The following is a 22,637-nucleotide window of genomic DNA, read 5'->3' on the forward strand; positions in this document are numbered from 1 at the left end:
AAGGATGAGGCCGGGGTATGGGTGCGCCATTCGATATTTCCTTCGTGTTCGAATACTTCGTGAAGCTGTTGCCTTTCGTTAAGACCTCTTTGTTCATCGTGGCCAGCTCCATCGCGGTGGGCATCGCCGTCGGATTTCTCGTCGCCCTGCCCCGGTTGTACGACGTTCCCGTCCTGAAGCGGGCGTCCCAGCTTTACGCTTCCTTCTTCCGCGGGACGCCGATCCTGATCCAATTGTTCTTAATCTATTACGGCCTTCCGGAGCTGCTGAAGCTGATCTCGATCGACGTCAGCAAGATGCCCGTCCTCGTCTTCGTCATCCTCGCGTACGGGCTGCACAACGGGGCATATATTTCCGAAGGGATACGGGCCGCGGTCAAAGCGGTCGACAAGTCGCAGGTGGAAGCGGCGTACGCGGTCGGCATGACCGGCTATCAGGCGTTCACGAGAATCGTGTTCCCGCAGGCGCTCGCCATCTCCATACCGATTCTGGCGAATATCGTCATCGCGACGTTGAAGGATACGTCGCTCGCGTTCACGCTGGGCGTCATGGAGCTGACCGGCAAGTCGCAAACGCTCTTTACGATGTCCCGGCACATGATCGAAAGCTATGTCGCCCTGGCGCTCGTGTATTTCATTATTAGCTTCGTCCTCGAAAGACTGTTCAACTTTTCGGAGCGCAGGCTACTGAGGCATGAGGCGCCCGTTGCGAAGGAAGACCGGGTACCGATGGGAAGAAAATGGCTGAACCGTAAGCTGAAGCCGGCGGATTTGGCGATAACCAAGGGGGGACTGGCGAATGACGCTTGATTTCTCGTTCATCTGGACCGCGTTCAAGCAGCTGTTGCCCGCGTTGCCGACGACGCTTCAGATTACGGTCGTATCCGTCTTCTGCGGGTTCGTCATCGGCACGATCGTGGCGCTGTCCCGGATCTTCAAAGTGCCGGTATTGAGCCAACTCGGAGCCGCGTACGTCACGTTCGTCAGGGGAACGCCGATGATTACCCATCTGTTTCTCGTCTATATCGGGTTATCGACGATTCTCGATCACCTATCCGAGAAGTACGGCTGGTCATTCAACTCGGTATCGATCCCGATGATCGGATTCGCTTATATCGCCTTCTCGATTACGGCGGGAGCATATATGTCGGAAGTGGTCCGTGCGGGCATGCTGGCCGTCGAGAAGGGGCAGATGGAGGCGGCGCGCGCGGTCGGCATGACAACGTTCCAGGCGCTTCGCAGAATCGTGTTCCCGCAAGCGTTCGCGGCCGCGCTGCCGAACCTCTCGAATTCGCTGATCGGCATGCTGCACGGGTCCACCCTCGCATTTATCGTGTCCGTCGTAGACATTAACGCCCAAGCCCAGATCGTAGCTTCGACCAATTGGAAATTCACGGAAGCTTATCTGGCGGCCGCGATTCTATTCTGGATCGTGACCGTCGCCATCGAGAGGGCGACGGCCGCCCTCGAGAAAAGAATCAACGTCTACAACCGCGGAGGTGTCGCATGATCAAGCTGAAGCAAATCCACAAATCGTTCGGTCGCGCCGAAGTGTTGAAAGGCATCGATCTGACGGTGCTGAAAGGGGAAGTCGTCGCGATTCTCGGTCCGAGCGGGTCGGGCAAGACGACGCTGCTTCGCTGCTTGAATTACTTGGAGAAGCCGAGCGACGGGGAAATTTCGATCGGAGAGCACACCGTCCACTGCAAGAAAGCGCACAAGAAGGACATCCAGAAGCTGCGCCGCAAGACGGCGATGGTGTTCCAGCAATATAACCTGTTCCGCCATAAAACGGCGATCGAGAACGTGATGGAAGGGCTCATCGTCGTTCAGAAGCTCCCGAAGGCGGAAGCGCGGAAAAAGGGCGTCGAGCTGCTGGAGAAAGTAGGGCTCGGCAACAAGCTGGACTCGTATCCGAGCCAGTTGTCGGGCGGACAGCAGCAACGCGTCGGCATCGCCCGGGCGCTCGCGCTGAATCCGGAAGTGATCTTGTTCGACGAGCCGACGTCCGCGCTCGATCCGGAGCTCGTCGGCGAAGTGCTGGCGGTCATCCGGAAGATCGCCAAGGAAGGCATTACGATGGTCATCGTCACGCACGAAATGGGATTCGCGCAGGACGTGGCGAACCGCGTCGTGTTCATGGACGGCGGCGTCATCGTGGAAGAAGGCTCGCCCAAAGACATTTTCCAATCGCCGAAGGAAGAAAGAACGAGGCAGTTTTTGGCGCGTTACACGTCGGAATACGCCTACTCCATATGAGAGGTAGTTCAAAAAGTCCGCTTTTGATCACGAAGTCAATTCGGGAAGTGGATTCGGCAAAGGTGCTGAAAATCGAACTTTTTGAACTTCTATTATTTTAAGAACGGAGCGGATGAACGATGGCTCTTAAATTCGGCATATTGGACCAAAGCATCGTGTTTCCGGGGCATACCCCGGCCGAGGCGCTGGCGAACACGGTGAAGCTCGCGCAGTTCGCGGAAGCGAGCGGCTTCGAAAGATTCTGGGTATCAGAGCATCACGATTCCGCCCTTATGGCGGGCGCTTCTCCCGAAGTGCTTATTTCCCATCTGCTCGCCCGGACGGAAAAAATCAAAATCGGTTCCGGCGGCGTCATGCTCCAACATTACAGTTCATACAAAGTGGCGGAGAACTTCAACGTGCTTGCTTCGCTAGCGCCGGGTCGCGTCGAGCTCGGCATCGGAAGGGCGCCGGGCGGGCTTCCGCGTTCGACGAAGGCATTACAGAAAGGCGTATCCGTTACGGAATCGCTCGGCGAGAAGCTAGAGGAGCTGGATCAACTGCTAATCGGGCCGCTCGGCGAAGCTCATCCGCTCGCGGGCTTGCAAGCCAATCCGATTCCCGAGCGGCCGGCGGACGTGTATCTGTTAGGCACGAGCGTCTCGAGCGCGGAGCTTGCGGCCGAGCGGGGATACCCGTACGCGTTCGCGCTCTTCATCAATAACGACCCGGATGCGGCCAAAGCCGCCTTCGACGTCTACCGGGCGAAGTTCGACCGCTCGAAAGGTCGCGAGCCGAAGACGTTGCTCGCCCTGTCCGTCATCGCGGCGGATACGGACGAGGAAGCGGCGGAGCTCGCGGGACATCTGAAGAGCGTCCGGGTGACGCTCGCCAGCGGCAAGACGGTGAACGTCGGCACGCTGGAACAAGCGGAGGAGTTCGCGAAGCAGGCCGGGGAGACGTATACGGCCGAAGTTCGCGAAGCTGATATTACGCGCGGCACGAAAGACGCAGTGCGCAAGCGGCTGCTCGAGCTGCGCGACTTGTACGACGTCGACGAGCTGATCTTCACGACGATCGTGCCCGACTTCGAGAAGCGGTTAAGGTCGTTCCGGTTGTTAAAGGAAGCGTTCGAGGAAGAGAAACTTAAAGTATAGCGGAATGCGAGTTGAGCGGAAGGAGGAATGAGAGATGAGCGGTCCGATCGCGGAACGGTCGAAAGTGAAGGAAGCGACGGAAGCGACGGAAGCGACAAAAGAGACGGAAGAGAAGGAGCTATTCGCCGAACGGATTATCGGTTACAGACGGCATCTTCATGCCCATCCGGAGCTGTCGCACGAGGAAGTCGAGACGACGGCGGTGATCCGGGGATGGCTGGAGGAAGCGGGCATCAAGATCCTGGACGAGTACGCGCTGCGGACCGGCCTCGTGGCGGAAGTCGGCGGTTTGCGGGGAGGGCCGACGATCGCGATCCGCGCGGACATCGACGCGTTGCCGATCCAAGAGGAGACGGGGCTGCCGTACGCCTCCCGATCGGCGGGCAAGATGCATGCGTGCGGGCACGATTTTCATACGGCGGCGGCGATAGGCGCGGCGTTCCTTCTGAAAGCGAGGGAGAGCGAGCTTCCGGGAACGGTAAGGTTCCTGTTCCAGCCGGCCGAGGAGAAAGCGAAAGGCGCCGAGCAGGTGATCGCGAGCGGCGCGCTTGAAGGCGTAGAAGCGGTGTTCGGCCTGCACAACAAGCCGGACATTCCGGTCGGCACGATCGGCATCAAGGCGGGGCCGATCATGGCGGCCGCGGACGGCTTCGTCGTCGAGGTGACGGGACGAGGCGCCCATGCGGCCGTTCCGGAAGCGGGAATCGATCCGATCGTGGCGTCGGCCCATATCATTACGGCGCTGCAATCGATCGTCAGCCGTAACGTCGGCGCGTTGGACAGCGCGGTCGTCAGCGTAACGCGGCTGAACAGCGGCACGGCGTGGAACGTCATCGCCGACAAGGCCGTATTCGACGGCACGCTGCGGACGTTCGCAGAGGACGTGAGGACGGTCGTCCGCGAACGTTTTGAACGAATCGCGACCGGCGTCGGCGCGGCGCTCGGGGCGGCGACGAAAGTGAGCTGGCTCGAAGGGCCGCCGGCCGTCGTCAACGACGCGGCATGGGCGGAACGGGCGGCCCGAACGGCGACGTCTATCGGGTTAAGCGTCGTCGAGCCGAAGCCTTCGCCGGCCGGCGAGGATTTCGCGTACTACTTGCGGGAGACGACGGGAGCTTTTTTCTTCTTCGGCACGTCGGGGCCGCAGGAGTGGCATCATCCGGCGTTCGATGTCGACGAAGCCGCTTTGCCTCTCGCGGCCGAATTTTTCTCGGCGTTCGCGGCCGATGCGCTTGGCGATCTGAGCGGCTTGCGCAAGTGACGGGGAGGCGGTACGCATGAGGCAATTATACGACGTCATCGTCGTCGGCGCGGGCTCGATGGGCATGAGCGCGGGCTACGAGCTGGCGAAGCGGGGAATGAGGACGCTGCTCATCGACGCGTTCGATCCTCCGCACGACAAGGGGAGCCATCACGGCGAGCCGAGATTGATCCGGCACGCTTACGGCGGCGGCCCGACTTACGTGAAGCTGGCGATCCGGGCGGATGAACGGTGGCGGGAGCTCGAAGAGGAGACGGGAGAGAAGCTGCTGGTCAGATCGGGCGTGCTTAACGTCGCCGATCCCGACGTGTACAAGTTCGGCGTCCGGTTCGGCGACGCGGAGGATCACGGCGTTCGAATCGAAGCGCTCGACGCGGAAGAGATCCGGCATCGTTGGCCGGGCGTTCGCGTTCCGGATCGCTACCGGGCCATGTATGAACCGGACGCGGGTTATCTGTACAGCGAGAAATGCGTCTCGGCGTATCGCCGGTTGGCGAAGGAATCGGGAGCGAGAATATTGACGGACACGTTCGTCACCGGCATACACGCGGGAGCCGCGTTCGTCACCGTATCGACCAAGGACGTGACGTATACGGCGAGTCACGTCGTGCTCAGCGCGGGGGCCTGGTACCGTTCGTTTGCGTCGCTGATCGACGCGCCGATCCGGGCCGTCCGCAAAGTCGTCGGCTGGTTCGAACCGAATGGCTCGGCGGCCGACGGCGCGTACGATGCCGGAACGTTCCCGGGCTTCACGTTCGGGGATGCTTCCGGAGGCTACTACGGATTCCCGAGCATCGGAGGCGCCGGCGTCAAGATCGGCCGCCACGACGGCGGGATCCCGTGGGAGCCGGGAGAACCGTTCGCCCCTTTCGGGGCGTATCCGGACGACGAAGCGGATTTGCGGCTCGCCCTCGAAACATTCCTCCCCGCCGCAGCCGGAAAGCTTATGCGGGGAACGGCTTGCAAATACGAATTGACGCCGGACGACGATTTCCTCATCGACGTGCATCCGGAGTATCCGAACATCGTGCTCGCCGGCGGATTCTCCGGGCACGGCTTCAAGTTCGCGAGCGCGATCGGGGAACTTATCGCGGACCGGATCGAGTACGGCAGATGGGGACGGGACTTATCGATTTTCTCGTTCGGCCGGTTCGCGGGGCAGGGTCATTCCCGTACCGGAGCCCGGACGGGAACATAGAAGGAGGCAAGGCCATGAGCCAAGTTCAAGCTACGGTAGATATCGAATCGTATTTGGATACTTACGAGTCTCTTCGGCAGGCGATCGAAGGATGGACAGAGGAGCAGCTTCGTTGGAAGCAGGCGGAAGGCAAATGGAGCGCGACGGAGGTGCTGACGCATCTGGCGGATCACAACATCGTCGTCTCGTTCCGTCTTCGCGTAATATTGTCCGGCTCGGAAGCCCGCTTGCCGGCGTTCGGCCAAGACGGCTGGGTTGCGGGTCAGAAGGGCAACGCCGGCAAAGCGTCGGACATTCTGAACTTCTATCGCGGTTTGCTCTTGTATAACAGCCTGCTGTTCAGCCGGTTGACCGATGCCGATTGGGAGAAAACGGGAGTGAACTTCAAGGGGGAGACGGTAACGGCAGCGGCTATCATTCGCTCTTTCGTCGCCCATGCGCACCATCATATCGCCCAGATAGAGAGGATCAGGCTGGCTCAATTGGAAACGTCCGGGAACGGCGGATATCCGTCGTAAGTGAAAACCCATTTTCGATAGGAAAGCAGGTGGAGACCATGGCATCGACCAAGGAAGTAAAGATTCGCGAGGCGTCGCTTTCCGATCGGGACGCGGTCGTCCGCGTATTGCTCGACGCGTACCGGCAATACGAGCAAACGTTGGACGCGGAACGCTGGGAGCAGTATCGGAACGGCATTCTGCAGGCGATCGACGCGCCGACGACCCGCGACCGGCTCGTCGCCGAAGTCGACGGGCAAATCGTCGGCAGCGTGTTCATTTACGATTCCTCTGAGTCGGCGTACGGAGCGCCGCAGCTCGCGATCCACAATCCGATCATCCGGCTGCTCGGCGTAACGCGCGAAGCGCGCGGGCTCGGGGTCGCGACGGAATTGATCCGCGAAAGCGCGAAGAGGTCGCTCGAATGGGGAGCCGACACGCTCCACCTGCATACGTCGGACATGATGGATTCGGCCGTCCGGTTATACGAACGGCTAGGATTCGAAAGGGCGCACGACAAGGAATTTTTTAACGGGGACATTCTGGTGAAGAGCTACAAGCTTCGGCTGAAGGAAACCGCGCTGCTGCAAGCACATTGAAGAGGAGGAATCATTCATGGCGAAAACCAAAAAGTTAAAGCTCGGCACGATCATTCACGGCGTCGGGGGCAACGTATCGGCGTGGCGGCACCCTTCGGTTCCGGTCGACGCGAGCGTGAACCTCGAGTTCTACAAGAAGCAGGCGCGGATCGCGGAAGCGGGCAAGTTCGATCTCGTCTTCATCGCCGACGGCTTGTACATCAACGAGAAATCGATCCCCCACTTTCTGAACCGGTTCGAGCCGATCACGATATTGTCCGCCTTGGCGGCGGTCACGAGCCGCATCGGCCTTGTCGGCACGTTGTCCACCTCGTACAGCGAGCCGTTCACCGTCTCCCGCCAATTCGGCTCCCTTGACCATATTAGCGGCGGGCGCGCGGGCTGGAACGTCGTGACGTCTCCCCTGGAAGGCTCCGCCAAAAACTACGGAAAGCCCGAGCATCCGACGCACGACGAAAGATACCGGATCGCGGAGGAATTCCTCGAAGTATCTCGCGGGCTGTGGGATTCGTGGGAGGACGACGCGTTCGTGCGGAACAAGGAAACCGGCGTATTCTTCGATCCCTCGAAGCTGCATCGGCTTGACCATAAGGGAGAATATTTCTCAGTTCAAGGTCCGCTGAACATCGCGCGGTCGAAGCAGGGGCATCCGGTCGTCTTCCAAGCGGGCTCTTCGGAGAGCGGCAGGAAGCTGGCCGCGAAAAGCGCGGACGCCGTGTTCACGGGACACGAGAATATCGAGGAAGCGAAAGCGTTCTACAAGGACGTCAAGGATCGCGCCGAAGCGCTTGGTCGCTCCCGCGATGATATCGCGATCTTCCCCGGCATCGGGCCGATCATCGGCGCGACGGAGGAGGAAGCGGAGCGCAAATATTTGGAGTTCGCGAACCTGGTGACGATCGACAAGGCGCTCGAATATCTCGGACGATTTTTCGAGCATCACGATTTCTCCCAGTATCCGCTCGACGAGCCGTTCCCGGAGCTCGGGGATCTCGGCTCGAACAGCTTCCTCAGCGGCACGGACAAAATCAAGAAAAACGCGAGAGAGCAGGGGCTGACGCTCCGCGAAGTGGCGATCCGGACGGCGACGCCGAGAGGCGAATTCATCGGCACGCCTGAGAAGGTCGCCGACCTGCTGCAGCGTTGGTACGAAGAGGACGCCGCGGACGGCTTCATTATTTACGCGCCGACTCCGGATGCCCTGAGCGACTTCGCGACGCACGTCGTTCCGCTCTTGCAGGAACGCGGCATCTATCGCACAGAGTACGAGTCGGATACGCTCCGGGGGAACCTTGGATTGCCGATTCCGGCGAACCGGTATACGGCCGCCGCGACGGGGGCGGGCGTGAACGGGTAAGGGAAAGACCGGAACGTTGCGACTTTCGTCGCCTTCGGGCGATAGAGCTTGCGTAATAACCTTCAGGGGTCGACAGTTGGATGACTTCCGGGCACCTCGAGAAGCTCTAGTTGCTTGCGAAGCAGCTATTGAGCGACTCGAGGTTGTTTCGAAGGGCTGTAGTTGCTTGTGAAGCAGCTATTGAGCGACTCGAGGTGGTTTCGAAGGGCTGTAGTTGCTTGCGAAGCAGCTATTGAGCGATTCGAGGTTGTCTCGAAGGACTGTAGTTGCTTGCGAAACAGCTATTGAGCGACTCGAGGTTGTTTCGGAGGACTGTAGTTGCTTGTGAAGCAGCTATTGAACGACTCGTGGTCGCTTCAGCCGAACCCTTGTCGAAAACCGGCGTTTTCTAGGGAAGGAATCTTCTTGCCCTGCGCAGGGGCTTGGATTAGACTTAAAGACAAGAGTTCAAAGATCGAAAGCGGACTTTCGAACGCTTCCCAAAAAAGAATAGATTTGTAGGCAACGGTGCCTAGGATAAGGATCGCTTTTCGCGTTCCTTGAGCCTGGGCGCCTTTTTGCGTTAAGCGATAGTCATCGCATGCGGGGAGGTGGAGGAAGTGGAGCGTCGGCCGATCAGGGGCGTCCCGCTCGCCGTCCGGGTCATTCCGAACGTGGACGGGGGACTGGCTCGGGCATTGGCGTTGAGAGCGGGCATTCGAAGCTTGGGGCTGTTCACGTCGACCGTCGACGACGTCGGTTATACGGCACTGGACGAGGCGACGAAAAAAGCGGCCGTGGAAGTCGTGTACGCAAAATCGTTCTACGCGGGCTCCGGGCATGCTTCCGGACCGCTTTCAGGCGAGTTCATCGGCCTCATCGGCGGCGAAACGCCCGACGAGGTGAGAAGCGGACTGGACGCGGCCGTCGCGCTTATGGCGGAAGGAGCCTGCTTCTACTCTCTCGACGAGGAAGGAACCCATGCGTATTACGCGCACGTCGTTTCCAGGACGGGAAGTTATTTGTCCGAGGTCGCCGGCGTTCGGGAAGGCGAACCGCTCGCGTACTTGATCGCGCCGCCGCTTGAGGCGCTAATCGGCTTGGATGCCGCCTTGAAAGCGGCGGATGTCAGGCTGTGCCGGTTCTACGGCCCGCCTACGGAGACGAATTTCGCGGGAGGGCTGCTCGCGGGCAGCCAATCCTCCTGCGCGGCGGCAGCGGCGGCATTCGCCGAAGCGGTTCATGAAGTGGCTCGATTTCCTAGGAAATGAGGAGATGAGGGGCAATGACCGGATATGCGAAAGCGTTAGGCATGATCGAGACATGGGGATATCCCGCGCTCATCGCGGCCGCCGACGCGGCGGCGAAGACGGCGGACGTACAGGTGACGGCGTACGAGAAAGCGGACGCCGGCATCGTGACGGTATACGTGCTCGGCGACGTGGCATCGGTGCAAACGGCTATCGAAGCCGGGGGAGAAGCGGCGAAGCGGGTAGGCAAGCTGCTCGCGACGCACGTTATTCCCCGTCCGGACGCGTCCGTGTTCGCGATGGTGGAAGGTTTGCTACGTCAGCCGCCGCCGCAGCCGGAACCGGAGCCGGAGCCCCGCTCGGGATCAGACGTTCCCTCGGGGACGACCGCTCCTCCGGACGCTTCGGCCAATATCCCTTCGCGTCAGGAGGAAGAAGCCGGCGACATTCCGATCGCTAAGCCGTTCCCGTCGATGGAGGAGCTCGGGCAATGGAAGGTGAAACCGCTTCGCGAGTTCGCGGCAGGACTGGACGCCTTTCCGTTATCGGCCGAACAGCTCGCGAAAACGGGTAAAGCCGAGCTACTTCGGTTGCTGGCCGGGCTGAGCGAGGGGGATAACGGAACAAGAACCGACGGAACGAACGACGGCGGCAACGGAGGCGGATTCGCATGATCTTCGACGCCGATTTGATGGCTATTCAAGAAACGCGGCAAGCGCTCTCGGATGCGAAGGATGCGCAGAAGCAGTTGGCGCGCATGACGCAAGGGCAGATCGACGCCATCGTGGAGAGCATGGCGCGGGCCGCAGAGGCGGAGGCTGCGACGCTCGGCGAACTAGCCGCAGAGGAAACCGGCTTCGGCAACCCGGCCGACAAGAAAGCGAAAAATTTGTTCGTCGCCAGAGACGTGTACGGCGCGATCAAGGACATGCCTACGGTCGGCATCGTACGTAAGGACGACGCGCGACGGGTGTGGGAGATCGCCCAGCCGATGGGCGTCGTGGCCGCGATCGTTCCGTCGACGAACCCGACCTCTACCGTGATCTTCAAGTGCTTAATCGCCTTGAAGGCGCGCAACGCGATCGTCGTCAGCCCGCATCCGTCGGCTCTTCGTTGCTCTTTGGAAGCGGCGCGGGCGATGGCGAAGGCGGCCGAGAAGGCCGGCGCCCCTCCGGGCGCGATTAGCTGTCTGTCCCGGCCGTCCCTCGAAGCGACCCAAGAGCTGATGAGGCACAAGCTGACGGACGTCGTGCTCGCGACGGGCGGCTCCGCCATGGTCAAGGCGGCTTATAGCTCAGGCAAGCCCGCTTACGGCGTCGGACCTGGCAACGTTCCCGTCTACGTGCACCGCAGCGCCGATCTGTCGCGGGCAGCCAGGCTGATCGTGCAAAGCAAGACGTTCGATTACGGCACGATCTGCGCTTCGGAGCAGGCGATCGTCGTCGACGGCGACGTCAAGCATCGGCTGAAGGACGAGCTCGAGCGGCAAGGGGCCTACTTCTTGTCAGCGGCGGAGAAGGCCAAAGTCGCGGGCGTGCTGCTTGCGCCGTCCGGGAGAGGGATGAACCCTAGCGTCGTCGGCCGCTCTCCGAAGGTCATCGCCGAACGGGCGGGCATTGCGATTCCGGAAGGCGCGCGCGTCCTTGTCGGCGAAGAGACGGAAGTCGGGCTTAAGCATCCTTTTTCGACCGAGAAGTTATGTTCCGTTCTTGCCTTGTACGAGGTGCGGGATTGGCGAGAGGGCTCCGTGCGATGCAACGAGCTTCTGGAGCTGGGAGGCATGGGCCATACGCTCGGTATTCACGGCGAAGATCCGGAAGTCTTCGAAGCGTTCGGGCTCGGGATGCCGGCCTCCCGTATCGTCGTGAACGGAGGGACGACGTTCGGGGGAATCGGCGCGACGACGGGTTTACTCCCTTCGATGACGCTAGGATGCGGCTCGTTCGGCGGCAATATTACGACGGATAACATCGGGCCGATGCATTTGATGAATATCAAGAGAGTCGCCTTCGGCATTCGCGAAATGCCGGATCCGGAGGAAGACGGGCTCGTCCGGAAAACCGCGGATCGGGCGACGTCAAGCGCGGGAGGCAAGATGGGCATTTCAAGAGAAGAAGTGACTCGCATCGTCCGGCAGTTGCTGGACGACATGCAAATACGCTAAGGGGGAATGTTGAATGGCTGGAGAATTGACGGCGCTCGGCATGATCGAAACGAAGGGACTCGTCGGCTCGATCGAAGCGGCGGACGCGATGGTAAAAGCGGCGAACGTGAAGCTGATCGGCAAAGTGCACGTCGGGGGCGGACTCGTCACCGTCATGGTTCGGGGAGACGTCGGCGCGGTGAAGGCGGCGACGGACGCGGGAGCGGCGGCCGCGGAGAAAGTCGGAGAGCTCGTGTCGGTGCACGTCATTCCTCGCCCGCACGGAGACATCGAGTCGATTCTTCCGAAGCTCGAAGCTTAGGAAGGCATAGATGGGTCTGATTACGGAAACGAGCCTTCGGGCGATGTTGGGCAGCGGAAGGGGACTTCCGAATCCGTTCCCGATCGGAGCGGGAGACCGGGTCACGCCGGCGGCCGCCGATTTCCTGAAGGACCGGCGAATCGGTCTTAGGCGAATCGCGCCGGAACGAGAAGCGGGAGAGTCGTGGGCGCATGGCGAGCATCGAGGAGCGCTCATTCCGGTCGGGGTGTCGAACCGGCATGTTCACCTCTCGCCGTCGCATGTACAAGCGTTATTCGGACCGGACTTCGACTTGCATCCCCTAAGAGGCTTGTCGCAGGAGGGACAGTTCGCCGCGAAGGAAACGGTGACGCTCGTCGGACCGAAAGGGGAAATTTCCGGCGTACGGGTGCTTGGCCCTTCGCGCGGAGCGACGCAAGTCGAAATCTCTCGAACGGACGGCCGCAAGCTCGGCTCGACGCCGGCCGTCCGGCTATCCGGCGACCTTGCCGGTACGCCGGGCATCTCGATCAGAGGACCGGCGGGAACGCTCGGGCTGGACGAGGGCTTGATCGTCGCGCGCAATCACGTCCACCTGTCCCCGGACGATGCGGCGAGGTTGTCCGTGCAGCACGGCGACAGATTGCTGTTGCAGTCGCTTGGCGACAGGCCGATCGTATTCGCGGACGCGATCGCGCGGGTGAACGAAAGGTTCTCGCTCGATTTCCACATCGACACGGACGAAGCGAACGCGGCTTTTCTACGCACGGGCGACTTCGTTCGGCTCGTCGGCATCAATATGAGCATCTCGGACTTGTTCGGAGGACGCAAAGCATAACCGATTGCCCGAAGGGAGGGGCGTCACGGCATGGAATTGAAACCGCTCGTCGAATCGGTCGCGCGCGAGCTGCTCGATGCTTGGAGGAAGGAAACGGTCAAGGAGCCGCCGCTTCCGAAGGTGCTGTACGTGTTCTGCGACAGCACGGCGCACGAAGCATACTCGGATCATTTCATTTATCTTCGCAGCAACGGCGTATGCCACGACATGCTGTTCCTCGACGGAGAGACGTCGGGATGGCTCGGCATGCATAAGCTCGAATGCGGGGGCGCGGGCCGGATCCTCGCGGCGGACGAATTCGCGCCGGCGCCGCTGGAGGTGCCGCGGGATTACGACGGCATCGTGATCCCGGAGATCGACTTGGACAACGCGGCGCGAATCGCGCTAGGCATGAAAGGAACGGTCAAGGCGGAAATCGTCTTCGCCGCGCTCATGCAAGGCAAGTTCGTGCTCGCGGGGGAAGACAGTCCCGGCGCGAAACGGTCGGACCGGCGGACGCTGCGGACGATCTCGCTTCCCGAGCCTTACGAGAAGCTATTCTCTTATTACAAGCAGGAGCTTGCCATGTACGGCGTGGAACTCGCTCCGCAGAAGCGGTTGGCCGATGTCGTCGTCGATAAGCTGGGGAGGCGGGGGAAACCCGAAACCGAAGCCCGGAACGGAGGGACTTCGGAGGCGCCGCGAGCGCCGGAGCGTAACATGCCGGAAACGGCGAACCGGTTACTGTTCCCGGGACGGCTGCTCAGCGCCGATTGGCTGGCGAAGACTTATAAGCGACAGCCGTTCGGCGAGCTGGCGATCGCGGCGACGACGATCGTGACGCCGCTCGCGAAGGACGAAATCAAACGGTACGGCATCGCGTTGACGTACGCGGACGAGAGGTGAGCGCCGATGTTTCTCGGCTTGGTGATCGGCAGCGTGTGGGCGACGCAGAAGGAAGAGGGCATGGACAACCTGAAGCTGATGATCGTGCAACCGATCGACGCCTTCGGCGTTCGCGCGGGCTCGCAAGTGATCGCGGCGGACCGGATCGGCGCGGGCGTCGGAGAGAACGTCATCGTGTCGAGGGGCAGCCCGGCCAGGGTGCTGTTCGGCGGCAAAGCGGTGCCGATCGACGCGATGATCGTTGGCATCGTCGATAGCTTCGACGTCGCGGAACGATCGTCCGGCGAGGAGGAGAACGGATGGAAGAAAAGCAACGGGTAATCCAGGAATACGTTCCCGGGAAGCAGCTTACGCTGTGCCACGTCATCGCCAATCCGGACCCGGTGCTGTATACGAAGCTCGGTCTGGAGCAACGGAACGCGATCGGCATTCTGACGCTGACGCCGACGGAGACGGCAATCATCGCCGCGGACGTCGCGACGAAGGCGGCGAACGTCGGCATCGGTTACTTGGACCGCTTCACGGGTTCGCTCGTCATTACGGGGGAGGTGTCCGCCGTGGAGATGGCGATGGGAGCCGTGAACGCGTTCCTGCGGGAGAAGCTGCAATTCGCGATCGCGGCGCTCACGAGGTCCTGACGATGGGCGGTATCATGGTCATCGGCCCCGTCGCGGCGGGCAAGTCGTCGCTCATCCGAGCGCTATCCGCGCGGGACGAATCGGTTCTCAAGACGCAAAGCCTGATCTTCTACGGCGACTACATCGACACCCCCGGAGAATACACGGAAAATCCGTTGTTCTACCGTTCGCTCATGGCCACTGCCCAACAAGCGTCGGCCATGCTGCTCGTGCAAGACGCGACGCGAAGGGGCATCGGCTTTCCGCCCGGCTTCGCGGGCGGATTCCCCGTTCCCGCGGCCGGCGCCGCCACGAAGCTCGACGATCCCGCGGCCGACCCGGAAAGAGCCGTCGCGTTGCTACGCCAGGCGCTTCCGGTGGGAGACATCGTGCTGACGTCGTCGGCGACGGGGATGGGCATCTCGGAGCTGCGCGCGCTGCTCGAGAGGTTGGCCGCCCGCGCAAAATAAGTTCCTTTCCGACAACCGGATTCGACAACCTGCCGGCTCGTCCTATGACACAATGGAGGCTATTAAAGCCAAGTTCAAAAAGTCCGATTTGCGGACTTTTTGAACCACCTTTAAAAGTAAACTCACATGTCGGCGAGGGTTGAAAGATGCCAACGATCAAGGAACTTTGCCTGGACCATACGTTGCTAACCGCGCAAGACGCCGAGACGATCGAGCAATTGGCGCGGCACTTGCAGTTGCTCGCGGACGTGTCCCAAGCGGACGTGTTCATCGACTGTCCGATGCCGGACAAGAGCTCCGCGCTCGTCGTCGCCCAAGCGCATCCTTCGACGGCTCCGTCGCTGTACCGGACGTCCGTCGTCGGTCAGCTCGCGTACGCCCGCAACGAGCCTGCGGTCATGTTCAGCCTCGTTTCCGGGCAAGCCGTCGTCGGCTCGAGAGGCATTTCCCAGGAGCAGGTCTCGATGCAGCAGAACGTCACCCCGATCGCGGGACGAGGCGGCAGGATTATCGGAGCGCTCATCATGGAGCAGGACATCTCCGAGAAGGTCGAGCAGGAACGCAACGTCGAGAGGCTGATGGAGACGACCGAGCAGCTTAGCGAGACGCTGCTGGCGATCGCGATGAGCGAAGGCAGAGTGCAATCGCTCATGCACGAAGGCATTCTGCTGTTCGACGAGTCGGAACGGCTGACGTACGCCAATCCGCGGGCCCGTGCTCTTCTAAGGGAGATGGGACGGCCGGGCGTCGCGCCCGGAGACGAGATCCCGAGTCCGTTCGTCGACCGGACGTTATGGCGCTCCGTCTTCGAGCCGACCGGCATGCTGTGCCAGGAGATCCAATTCGGCAAGCTCGCGCTCGAGGTGAAGGCGGTCGCGATCTTCCGCGGCAGCCGGAAGGTCGGCGGACTGCTGCTCGTTCGCGACATCTCCGCGCTCAAGGAGAAAGACAAGCAGCTGATGGTCAAGTCGGCCGTTATCAAGGAAATCCACCATCGGGTGAAAAACAACCTGCAGACGGTCGCGAGCCTTCTTCGCCTGCAGATGCGGCGGACGAAACACGAGGAAGTGGCGAGGGTATACCGGGACAGCATTAACCGGATCGGAAGCATCGCCCTCATCCACGAGATGCTCGCGTACGGCGGACTCGATACGATCGCGTTCGGCGAAGTCGTCGAACGGATCGCCCGTACGATTGTTTCCTCTTCGGCGAAGCCGGGCCAGGAGATCGGATTCCGGCTGACGGGCGACGGCTTGCGCTTGCCTTCCGACGAAGCGACGACGGTGGCGCTCGTCTTGAACGAAATCATCCAGAACTGCGTTCAGCATGCGTTCGCGCAGCGGCAGACGGGAGAAATCTCCGTCCTCGTACGCGCGAGAGGGCATACGGCGGAAGTCGAAGTCGCCGACAACGGCCGCGGCATCGCGGAGAGCGAAGAAGGCGGAACGCATCTGGGACTGAAAATCGCGGAAACGCTGATCGAGGAAAGCTTGGACGGTCATATCCGCATCGTGTCCGACGGGAAAGGAACGACGGTTCGCATCTCGTTCCCGCTGCCGGATCTCGAGACGAAGGAGGGTTAACGCCTTGGACAAGACGAAGATCCTGCTCGCCGACGACGACCCGATCATCCGGATGGACATTCGCGAAATGCTGGAGGAACGAGGCTATAGAGTCGCGGGCGCGGCGAGAAACGGGGAGGAAGCGGTCGAATTGGCCGCGAGGCTCAAGCCGGACCTCGTCCTTCTCGACGTCAAGATGCCCCGGATGAGCGGGCTGAAGGCGGCTCGCCTTATCCGGCGGATTTACGATCCCGCCATCGTCCTCGTGACGGCTTATAGCGAGAGAGACACCGTTCGCGAAGCGGGAGAAGCCGACGTATCGGCGTATTTGGTCAAGCCGGTGTCGGAGCTGAACTTGTTCCCGGCGATCGAAATCGCTTTAAGCCAGCAATCGCGAATCGACGGGCTCAAGAAGGCGTTGGCGTCGTTGGAAAGATCGGCGGAGGAGCGCAGGACGGTGGAGAAAGCGAAAGGCTTGCTTATGCAGGCCCATGCCTTGAACGAGGAGGAAGCCTACCGGTTCATGCGAGGCGCCAGCATGGATAGCCGGCTGTCGCTGGGCAAGTTCGCGGAAGCCGTCTTGCAGGAACGCGAAGAGCGGATGCCGGACAAAGCCGGCAACGGATGAACGGGCAGCCGGAGGAACTGTGGCTGACGAGCGCGGGCATCGACGTCGGCACGAGCACGACGAAGCTCGTCGTCAGCCGGCTGAAGCTTGCCCGCGCTTCCGGCGCGCTCAGCTTGCCGCGCTTCGAGATCTCCGCCCGCGAGGTGTTATACGCCGGGCCCGTCGTTCCGACGCCGCTCGCCGGCGCGGACGAGATCGACGCGGTCCGGCTATGGGAGATCGTGTCCGCCCAGCTCGCGGAAGCGGGCGTCGAAGGCGGACGGTTGGAGACGGGGGCGGTCATCGTGACCGGCGAGACGGCGACGAAGCGCAATGCTTCGGCGATCGTTCATCTGCTCGCCGAACGCGCCGGCAAGTTCGTCGTCGCGACGGCGGGCCCCGACCTCGAAGGCTTGCTCGCGGGCAAGGGAGCCGGCGCCGATAAGCGCTCGCTCGACGCGAGAGGCGCGATCTTGAACGTCGACGTCGGCGGCGGAACGGCCAATGTCGCGATTTTCCGCCGAGGCAGAGCCGTCGGAACGGCGACTTACGCGGTGGGAGGCAACTTGATCCGGATCGACGCCGAAGGCCGCGTCGCTTCGGTATCCCCTACGCTCAGGCCTTGGCTAGCGGCGAACGGTTACGGCATCGCCGAAGGTTCGGTGTTGCCGTTCTCGTCGCTACGGGAAATATGCCGCAAGCTTTGCGAAGACATGCTGGACGATCTAACGGGACGGCGCGTATCAAGCTCAGGTCCGAATGCGGGCAACGTCGGGTTGCTTCGGATCGGGGCTCCGCCGCTTACAGTACCCGACATCGAGGTGTGGTCGGTATCCGGCGGCATCGGCGGATTGATGTTCGAAGCTCCGCCTCGCGATCTGGCGGAGACGGCGAGGTACGGCGACATCGGACCGTTGCTCGCATGCGAGCTGCGGGCTTGCATGGCGGACTATCGCGTCCGCTTCGTCGCCCCCGATCAGACAGTTCGGGCGACGGTCATTGGCGCGGGGACGCAGAGCGCGGACATTAGCGGGGCGACCGTCTTCATGGAAGCGGGAACGCTGCCGGTTCGCAACTTGCCGGTCGCGAAGGCAGTGATCGGCGCGGATCCGAACCGGTACGGCGAAGCGGTGGAAGCGGCGATCGGAGAAGGCTTGACGCTGCACGGACCCGACGGATCTCCGCCGTTCGCGCTCGCTTTGGCCGGCGAATCGCCGGTCGGCTACGCGCAGTTACAGAAGCTGGCGGAAGAGTTGAGCGGGCGGTTCGTCCGAAGCTTCCCGCGAAGCAAATGCTTGGTCGTCGTCTGCGAGCGGGATATGGCGCAGGCGTTAGGGCAGGCGCTCCGCAAGCGGTGCGGCGGGCGGCCGAAAGTTCTTTGCGTCGATCAAGTGCGCGTGGAGCACGGCGATTATATCGATCTGGGCGAGCCGATCTCGGGGATGATGATTCCCGTCGTGGCGAAGACGCTCGCTTTTCCGAACGGGAGAGGGTGAAGAGGCTTGAAGCTGACGACGACCGTACTCGGCAGGACGTACCGGATGGCGAATCTGAAGGAAGTATTCGCGAAGGCGAACGAGGAGAAGTCCGGCGATCAGCTTGCCGGCATCGGCGCGGAAGACGCCAAGGAGCGGATCGCGGCGAAGCTCATCCTGTCCGACCTGACGCTCGCGGACATTCGGAACGAGCCTCTCCTGCCCCCGGAGAAGGACGAAGTGTCCCGAATCATCGAAAGCTCCGTCAACGAGAAAATCTACTCGGAAATTCGCAACTGGACGGTGGCGGAGCTGAGGGAGCACTTGCTCCGGCAGACGACCGGCAACGACGAGATCCGCCGCCTGTCCCGCGGATTGACGAGCGAGATGGTCGCCGCCGCGGCGAAGCTGATGAGCAATTTGGACCTGGTGCAAGCCGCGTCGAAGATCGAAGTGCAAAGCCATTGCAACATCGCGATCGGGCAACGCGGCGTGCTGTCCGGGCGGGCGCAGCCGAACCATCCGACGGACAGCGTGCCGGGCATCAAGGCGTCGCTCTACGAAGCGCTCAGCTACGGCATCGGGGATGCGGTCATCGGCATCAATCCGGTCATCGATTCGGCGGACAGCGTGAAGAACATCCTGCTCGCGACGAAGGAAGTGATGGCCAAATGGAGCATTCCGACGCAGAACTGCGTCCTTGCCCACGTGAAGACGCAGATGAAAGCGATCCGGATGGGGGCGCCGGCGGACCTCGTGTTCCAGAGCTTGGCCGGCACGGAGGACGGCAACACGGCTTTCGGAATCGACGCGGCGTTGTTGGACGAAGCCGACGAGCTTGTCCGAAGCGAAGGAACGGGAACCGGTCCGAACCTGTGGTACTTCGAGACGGGGCAAGGCTCGGAGCTGTCCGCGGAAGCCCATCACGGCATCGATCAGGTGACGCTGGAAGCCCGTTGTTACGGACTCGCGCGGAAATACAAGCCGTTCATCGTCAATACGGTCGTCGGCTTCATCGGTCCGGAATATTTGTACGATAGCAAACAAGTGATCCGGGCGGGGCTTGAAGATCATTTCATGGGCAAGCTGCAGCAAATTCCGATGGGCGTCGACGTCTGCTATACGAACCATATGCAAGCCGACCAGAACGACATGGACAATCTCGCGGTGCTGCTGGCGGCCGCCGGCGTCAATTACATTATCGGAGTGCCGATGGCCGACGACTGCATGCTCAATTACCAGTCGACGAGCTACCACGATATCGCGACGCTTCGGGAGACGATGCGGCTGCGGCCCGCGCCGGAATTCGAAAAATGGCTGAACCGGATGGGCATTATGGAAAACGGTCGGCTTACCCCCCTCGCGGGGGATCCGAGCTTGTTCATGTGAAAGGTTTGGCGCCGTCGAAGGAGGGAAAAAGCAATGAACGCGAATGCACCGAACGAGCTCGACATGCTTGTCGACCGGGTCATGGCGGTACTGGAGCGCAAGCTTGCGGAACCGGGCGTTGTCTCCGTGCCTACGGCCTTGCAGCCGCCGATTGGCGGAACGGCGAAAGACGGAGCGGAGCGATGCGGCGGTGACGAAGCCGGCGAAGAAACGTCCGAAGCCGACGCTTTCGGCGAGGGCACGCGCGTACCGGAGCCCAAGTGGGCGGAAGGACTTGCCGAACTGGCAGACAGCACGCCGGCGAGAATCGGCGTCTGGCGCGCGGGCACCCGGCCGCTGACGAAGGAAATGCTGAAGTTCAGACGGGATCACGCCGCCGCGATCGACTCGATCTACGGCGAGGCGAACGCCGCGCTGCTGGAAAGCTTCGGCTTGTTCGCCGTGGAGACCCGTTACGGGACGACGGAAAATTATTTGAAGCGGCCCGATATGGGACGCGTCGTCACCGACGAAGGCATGGCGCGCATTCGTCTCGCGTGCAAGGCCGATCCGCAAGTGCAGATCGTCGTCTCGGACGGCTTGAGCGCCAACGCGATCGACGCGAATTTGGCCGACGTGTATCCATCGTTGCTCGACTCGCTGGAGACGTACGGACTCGCGGCGGGAACGCCTTTCTTCGTGCGCGGGGGGAGGGTCGCGGTCATGGACGCCATCGGCGAGCTGCTGCGGCCGGAAGTGCTCGTGCTGCTCATCGGCGAAAGGCCCGGGCTCGTCTCCTCGAAATCGATGAGCGCGTATATTTGTTACCGGCCGCGCAAAGGCACGGTGGAAAGCGACCGCACGGTCATCTCGAACATCCATGCGGGGGGAACGCCTCCGGTGGAAGCGGGCGCCTACATCGGGACTCTTGTACATAAGATGATAGAGCAAATGGCAAGCGGCATTCGCCTGGAGCTATGACGAATCGGAAGCCGGGGAGGTGGAAGGATGGAAATGGGAATCGGCATCGCGTTGATCGCCGTCGCGTGTTTGTTCGCTTTGTGGATCGTGCGTCTCGCGGGCAATAACGTGCGCAATTTCGACGAGAGCAAGCACGAGAGCTTCCTCGGGAAGTAAGCGGTTCGCCCGGGAGGCGGCAAGAAGAAGCGGGTCATGTCGGTAGAAAACCGAGGAGGGTAAAGGGATGAGCACTCAAACCCATCACCATGACAAAGACAAACAGGACTTGAATAAGTTCGGTTATGCGCAAGAGCTCCTTCGCAGCATGGGCGGATTTTCCAACTTCGCGATTTCGTTTTCCATCATTTCCATTCTGACCGGCGCGGTATCGTTGTACGGACACGGCCTGACGTACGGCGGACCGGGCATGATGGGCTTCGGCTGGCCGCTCGTCGCCTTATTCGTCATGCTCGTCGCCGCCTCGATGTCCGAACTCGCGTCGGCCATTCCAACGGCCGGCGCGCTGTACCACTGGGCGTCTATTCTGCGCAATAAGCGTTGGGGCTGGTACACGGCGTGGATCAACTTGATCGGCCAAATCGGCATCGTTGCCGGCATCGATTATTCCGTTGCGCTGTTCGCGGATCCGCTCTTGTCGGACGTATTCGGTTACAACTCGACGGAGACGTCCATCCTGATCTGCTTCGGCGTCATTCTGCTGACGCACGGCATCTTGAACCACGTCGGCATTCGCATCGTGGCCAAGTTCAACGATTTCTCCGCGTGGTACCATATCGCGATCGTCATCGTGCTCGTCGCCTCGCTCGCGTTCTTCTCCAAAGGCGACTTGAACAGCTTCGATTACTTGTTCCAGGTCGGAGAATCGTTCTCCGACAAGCCGTACATGTTCGCGTTCCTGATCGGCTTGCTGCAGGCGCAATGGACGTTCACGGGCTTCGACGCTTCGGCGCATACGATCGAGGAAACGGTAAACCCTCGCGTTCGCGCGCCTTGGGGCATTTTCACGTCGGTCGCTTACTCGTTCGTGTTCGGCTTCATCATGCTGGCGTTCGTCACGCTATCCATCAAGGACGCGGGCGCAGCGGCCGGCGCGGACAACGCGTTCATCTACGTCATCAGCGAGGCGCTTGGCGGAGATTTCGGCAGGGTCGTGTTATGGCTCGTCGTCGCGGCGATGTGGTTCTGCGGCTTGTCGTCGATTACGTCTTTCTCGCGGATGATGTACGCGTTCTCCCGCGACAAGGGCATGCCGTTCAGCAAGCAATGGGCGCAAATATCCAAGAAATTCAGAACGCCCGCGAAAGCGATCTGGCTCGCCGTCATTCTCTCGTTCCTGCTCGCGCTCGTGGACTATCTCATCAAGCGGGCGAACCCGGACACGACGCATACGACGATCGCGTTCATGACCGCGGTCAGCGTCGTCGGGCTGTACGTCGCGTACGGCATTCCGATCGTGCTGAAGATGGTCGCGAAGGCGCAAGGGAAGTTCCTGCCTAAGCATCTCGGTCCGTGGCACCTTGGCAAGTACAGCGATCTGATCGGCGCATTAGGGGTGCTGTGGATCGTCTTCATCTCCGTCATCATGGTCATTCCGCCGAACGAGATGGCCGGTTACGCGCTCGCGGGAATGATCGTCGTGCTCATCATTATGGATTTCGCTTACTATCGCAAAAACTTCCCGGGTCCGCAAGCGGCTCTCAAGACGTCGATGTCGGAAATTCTGCGCAAGGAGAAGGAGCTCGAGAGCGGCTCCTCCGGCGGAGGTCCCGGCGTGACGCATCGGGGGTAGGCAACCGTTAGCCGATGCCGGCGAAAAGCCCGCCGTTCTTCGCTTTCGCGGAGGCCGGCGGGCTTT

The 22,637-nt window shown here is 61.4% G+C and carries 25 protein-coding genes; all 25 read left to right on the forward strand.

All coding sequences use genetic code 11. The features are described from left to right. Positions 1 to 17 precede the first annotated feature (17 nt). The 25 genes from ACFPPD_RS14020 to ACFPPD_RS14140 all read left to right on the forward strand — a co-directional run bounded on the left by ACFPPD_RS14020 (position 18) and on the right by ACFPPD_RS14140 (position 22,571). Entirely contained in the window at positions 18 to 809 is a 792-nt protein-coding gene (locus tag ACFPPD_RS14020) for an amino acid ABC transporter permease (RefSeq protein WP_209749641.1), read from the forward strand. Continuing rightward, on the forward strand, positions 799 to 1,509 hold the full coding sequence (locus tag ACFPPD_RS14025; protein WP_209749640.1) for an amino acid ABC transporter permease: 711 nt from the start codon (positions 799 to 801) through the stop codon (positions 1,507 to 1,509). Before ACFPPD_RS14020 ends, ACFPPD_RS14025 begins: the two co-directional genes overlap by 11 nt. After that, entirely contained in the window at positions 1,506 to 2,258 is a 753-nt protein-coding gene (locus ACFPPD_RS14030) for an amino acid ABC transporter ATP-binding protein (protein WP_209749639.1), read from the forward strand. The genes ACFPPD_RS14025 and ACFPPD_RS14030 overlap by 4 nt, the downstream gene beginning before the upstream one ends. A gap of 119 nt (positions 2,259 to 2,377) precedes the next feature. Beyond that, entirely contained in the window at positions 2,378 to 3,394 is a 1,017-nt protein-coding gene (locus tag ACFPPD_RS14035; protein ID WP_209749638.1) for an LLM class flavin-dependent oxidoreductase, read from the forward strand. A gap of 34 nt (positions 3,395 to 3,428) precedes the next feature. Continuing rightward, the gene (locus tag ACFPPD_RS14040) at positions 3,429 to 4,655 is read left to right on the forward strand and encodes an amidohydrolase (RefSeq protein WP_209749637.1); all 1,227 of its coding nucleotides are present in this window, start codon (positions 3,429 to 3,431) and stop codon (positions 4,653 to 4,655) included. A gap of 16 nt (positions 4,656 to 4,671) precedes the next feature. Beyond that, entirely contained in the window at positions 4,672 to 5,853 is a 1,182-nt protein-coding gene (gene solA, locus ACFPPD_RS14045; RefSeq protein ID WP_209749636.1) for an N-methyl-L-tryptophan oxidase, read from the forward strand. 14 nt (positions 5,854 to 5,867) lie between these two features. Continuing rightward, on the forward strand, positions 5,868 to 6,371 hold the full coding sequence (locus ACFPPD_RS14050; RefSeq protein WP_209749635.1) for a DinB family protein: 504 nt from the start codon (positions 5,868 to 5,870) through the stop codon (positions 6,369 to 6,371). A 38-nt stretch (positions 6,372 to 6,409) separates the two neighbouring features. After that, positions 6,410 to 6,949: a GNAT family N-acetyltransferase gene (locus tag ACFPPD_RS14055; protein ID WP_209749634.1), complete on the forward strand. Its 540-nt coding sequence runs from the start codon at positions 6,410 to 6,412 to the stop codon at positions 6,947 to 6,949. 16 nt (positions 6,950 to 6,965) lie between these two features. Then, positions 6,966 to 8,306 (forward strand): LLM class flavin-dependent oxidoreductase, encoded by a 1,341-nt coding sequence (locus ACFPPD_RS14060; RefSeq protein WP_209749633.1) that lies wholly within the window; start codon positions 6,966 to 6,968, stop codon positions 8,304 to 8,306. A 599-nt stretch (positions 8,307 to 8,905) separates the two neighbouring features. Beyond that, positions 8,906 to 9,556 carry an ethanolamine utilization microcompartment protein EutL gene (eutL, locus tag ACFPPD_RS14065; protein ID WP_209749632.1) on the forward strand — a complete coding sequence of 217 codons (651 nt, stop codon included), beginning with the start codon at positions 8,906 to 8,908 and terminating at the stop codon, positions 9,554 to 9,556. A 14-nt stretch (positions 9,557 to 9,570) separates the two neighbouring features. Continuing rightward, positions 9,571 to 10,209: a BMC domain-containing protein gene (locus tag ACFPPD_RS14070; RefSeq protein WP_209749631.1), complete on the forward strand. Its 639-nt coding sequence runs from the start codon at positions 9,571 to 9,573 to the stop codon at positions 10,207 to 10,209. Then, on the forward strand, positions 10,206 to 11,699 hold the full coding sequence (locus ACFPPD_RS14075) for an acetaldehyde dehydrogenase (acetylating) (RefSeq protein ID WP_209749630.1): 1,494 nt from the start codon (positions 10,206 to 10,208) through the stop codon (positions 11,697 to 11,699). The genes ACFPPD_RS14070 and ACFPPD_RS14075 overlap by 4 nt, the downstream gene beginning before the upstream one ends. 13 nt (positions 11,700 to 11,712) lie before the next feature. Beyond that, the gene (gene eutM / locus ACFPPD_RS14080) at positions 11,713 to 12,000 is read left to right on the forward strand and encodes an ethanolamine utilization microcompartment protein EutM (RefSeq protein WP_209749629.1); all 288 of its coding nucleotides are present in this window, start codon (positions 11,713 to 11,715) and stop codon (positions 11,998 to 12,000) included. A gap of 10 nt (positions 12,001 to 12,010) precedes the next feature. Further along, positions 12,011 to 12,817, forward strand: a complete 807-nt coding sequence (gene pduL, locus ACFPPD_RS14085; RefSeq protein WP_209749628.1) for a phosphate propanoyltransferase — start codon at positions 12,011 to 12,013, stop codon at positions 12,815 to 12,817. A gap of 30 nt (positions 12,818 to 12,847) precedes the next feature. Continuing rightward, positions 12,848 to 13,702: a hypothetical protein gene (locus tag ACFPPD_RS14090; RefSeq protein ID WP_209749627.1), complete on the forward strand. Its 855-nt coding sequence runs from the start codon at positions 12,848 to 12,850 to the stop codon at positions 13,700 to 13,702. Between the two features lie 6 nt (positions 13,703 to 13,708). Next, positions 13,709 to 14,023 carry a EutN/CcmL family microcompartment protein gene (locus ACFPPD_RS14095; RefSeq protein ID WP_209749626.1) on the forward strand — a complete coding sequence of 105 codons (315 nt, stop codon included), beginning with the start codon at positions 13,709 to 13,711 and terminating at the stop codon, positions 14,021 to 14,023. Continuing rightward, positions 14,002 to 14,340: a BMC domain-containing protein gene (locus ACFPPD_RS14100; RefSeq protein WP_209749625.1), complete on the forward strand. Its 339-nt coding sequence runs from the start codon at positions 14,002 to 14,004 to the stop codon at positions 14,338 to 14,340. The genes ACFPPD_RS14095 and ACFPPD_RS14100 overlap by 22 nt, the downstream gene beginning before the upstream one ends. A gap of 2 nt (positions 14,341 to 14,342) precedes the next feature. Next, the gene (locus tag ACFPPD_RS14105) at positions 14,343 to 14,789 is read left to right on the forward strand and encodes a EutP/PduV family microcompartment system protein (protein WP_209749624.1); all 447 of its coding nucleotides are present in this window, start codon (positions 14,343 to 14,345) and stop codon (positions 14,787 to 14,789) included. 146 nt (positions 14,790 to 14,935) lie between these two features. Next, positions 14,936 to 16,372, forward strand: a complete 1,437-nt coding sequence (locus ACFPPD_RS14110) for a sensor histidine kinase (RefSeq protein WP_209749623.1) — start codon at positions 14,936 to 14,938, stop codon at positions 16,370 to 16,372. A 4-nt stretch (positions 16,373 to 16,376) separates the two neighbouring features. Continuing rightward, positions 16,377 to 16,979, forward strand: a complete 603-nt coding sequence (locus ACFPPD_RS14115) for an ANTAR domain-containing response regulator (RefSeq protein WP_209749622.1) — start codon at positions 16,377 to 16,379, stop codon at positions 16,977 to 16,979. After that, positions 16,976 to 18,454, forward strand: a complete 1,479-nt coding sequence (locus tag ACFPPD_RS14120) for an ethanolamine ammonia-lyase reactivating factor EutA (RefSeq protein ID WP_209749621.1) — start codon at positions 16,976 to 16,978, stop codon at positions 18,452 to 18,454. Before ACFPPD_RS14115 ends, ACFPPD_RS14120 begins: the two co-directional genes overlap by 4 nt. A gap of 6 nt (positions 18,455 to 18,460) precedes the next feature. Then, a complete protein-coding gene (locus ACFPPD_RS14125; protein WP_209749620.1) occupies positions 18,461 to 19,822 on the forward strand; it encodes an ethanolamine ammonia-lyase subunit EutB in 1,362 nt (453 codons plus the stop codon). A 33-nt stretch (positions 19,823 to 19,855) separates the two neighbouring features. Further along, entirely contained in the window at positions 19,856 to 20,782 is a 927-nt protein-coding gene (gene eutC / locus ACFPPD_RS14130; RefSeq protein ID WP_209749619.1) for an ethanolamine ammonia-lyase subunit EutC, read from the forward strand. Between the two features lie 27 nt (positions 20,783 to 20,809). After that, the gene (locus ACFPPD_RS14135) at positions 20,810 to 20,938 is read left to right on the forward strand and encodes a hypothetical protein (protein ID WP_378082508.1); all 129 of its coding nucleotides are present in this window, start codon (positions 20,810 to 20,812) and stop codon (positions 20,936 to 20,938) included. Positions 20,939 to 21,005: 67 nt separating this feature from the next. Then, positions 21,006 to 22,571 (forward strand): amino acid permease, encoded by a 1,566-nt coding sequence (locus ACFPPD_RS14140; RefSeq protein ID WP_209749618.1) that lies wholly within the window; start codon positions 21,006 to 21,008, stop codon positions 22,569 to 22,571. Positions 22,572 to 22,637: the final 66 nt, after the last annotated feature.

The organism is Cohnella suwonensis, assembly GCF_042655365.1.
GTDB classification, from domain to species: domain Bacteria; phylum Bacillota; class Bacilli; order Paenibacillales; family Paenibacillaceae; genus Cohnella; species Cohnella suwonensis.

Coding starts and splice junctions, on each gene's coding strand:
- ACFPPD_RS14020 (WP_209749641.1), top strand. CDS start 18: ATGGGTGCGCCATTCGATATTTCCTTCGTGTTCGAATACTTCGTGAAG.
- ACFPPD_RS14025 (WP_209749640.1), top strand. CDS start 799: ATGACGCTTGATTTCTCGTTCATCTGGACCGCGTTCAAGCAGCTGTTG.
- ACFPPD_RS14030 (WP_209749639.1), top strand. CDS start 1,506: ATGATCAAGCTGAAGCAAATCCACAAATCGTTCGGTCGCGCCGAAGTG.
- ACFPPD_RS14035 (WP_209749638.1), top strand. CDS start 2,378: ATGGCTCTTAAATTCGGCATATTGGACCAAAGCATCGTGTTTCCGGGG.
- ACFPPD_RS14040 (WP_209749637.1), top strand. CDS start 3,429: ATGAGCGGTCCGATCGCGGAACGGTCGAAAGTGAAGGAAGCGACGGAA.
- solA (WP_209749636.1), top strand. CDS start 4,672: ATGAGGCAATTATACGACGTCATCGTCGTCGGCGCGGGCTCGATGGGC.
- ACFPPD_RS14050 (WP_209749635.1), top strand. CDS start 5,868: ATGAGCCAAGTTCAAGCTACGGTAGATATCGAATCGTATTTGGATACT.
- ACFPPD_RS14055 (WP_209749634.1), top strand. CDS start 6,410: ATGGCATCGACCAAGGAAGTAAAGATTCGCGAGGCGTCGCTTTCCGAT.
- ACFPPD_RS14060 (WP_209749633.1), top strand. CDS start 6,966: ATGGCGAAAACCAAAAAGTTAAAGCTCGGCACGATCATTCACGGCGTC.
- ACFPPD_RS14070 (WP_209749631.1), top strand. CDS start 9,571: ATGACCGGATATGCGAAAGCGTTAGGCATGATCGAGACATGGGGATAT.
- ACFPPD_RS14075 (WP_209749630.1), top strand. CDS start 10,206: ATGATCTTCGACGCCGATTTGATGGCTATTCAAGAAACGCGGCAAGCG.
- eutM (WP_209749629.1), top strand. CDS start 11,713: ATGGCTGGAGAATTGACGGCGCTCGGCATGATCGAAACGAAGGGACTC.
- pduL (WP_209749628.1), top strand. CDS start 12,011: ATGGGTCTGATTACGGAAACGAGCCTTCGGGCGATGTTGGGCAGCGGA.
- ACFPPD_RS14090 (WP_209749627.1), top strand. CDS start 12,848: ATGGAATTGAAACCGCTCGTCGAATCGGTCGCGCGCGAGCTGCTCGAT.
- ACFPPD_RS14095 (WP_209749626.1), top strand. CDS start 13,709: ATGTTTCTCGGCTTGGTGATCGGCAGCGTGTGGGCGACGCAGAAGGAA.
- ACFPPD_RS14100 (WP_209749625.1), top strand. CDS start 14,002: ATGGAAGAAAAGCAACGGGTAATCCAGGAATACGTTCCCGGGAAGCAG.
- ACFPPD_RS14105 (WP_209749624.1), top strand. CDS start 14,343: ATGGGCGGTATCATGGTCATCGGCCCCGTCGCGGCGGGCAAGTCGTCG.
- ACFPPD_RS14110 (WP_209749623.1), top strand. CDS start 14,936: ATGCCAACGATCAAGGAACTTTGCCTGGACCATACGTTGCTAACCGCG.
- ACFPPD_RS14120 (WP_209749621.1), top strand. CDS start 16,976: ATGAACGGGCAGCCGGAGGAACTGTGGCTGACGAGCGCGGGCATCGAC.
- eutC (WP_209749619.1), top strand. CDS start 19,856: ATGAACGCGAATGCACCGAACGAGCTCGACATGCTTGTCGACCGGGTC.
- ACFPPD_RS14135 (WP_378082508.1), top strand. CDS start 20,810: ATGGAAATGGGAATCGGCATCGCGTTGATCGCCGTCGCGTGTTTGTTC.
- ACFPPD_RS14140 (WP_209749618.1), top strand. CDS start 21,006: ATGAGCACTCAAACCCATCACCATGACAAAGACAAACAGGACTTGAAT.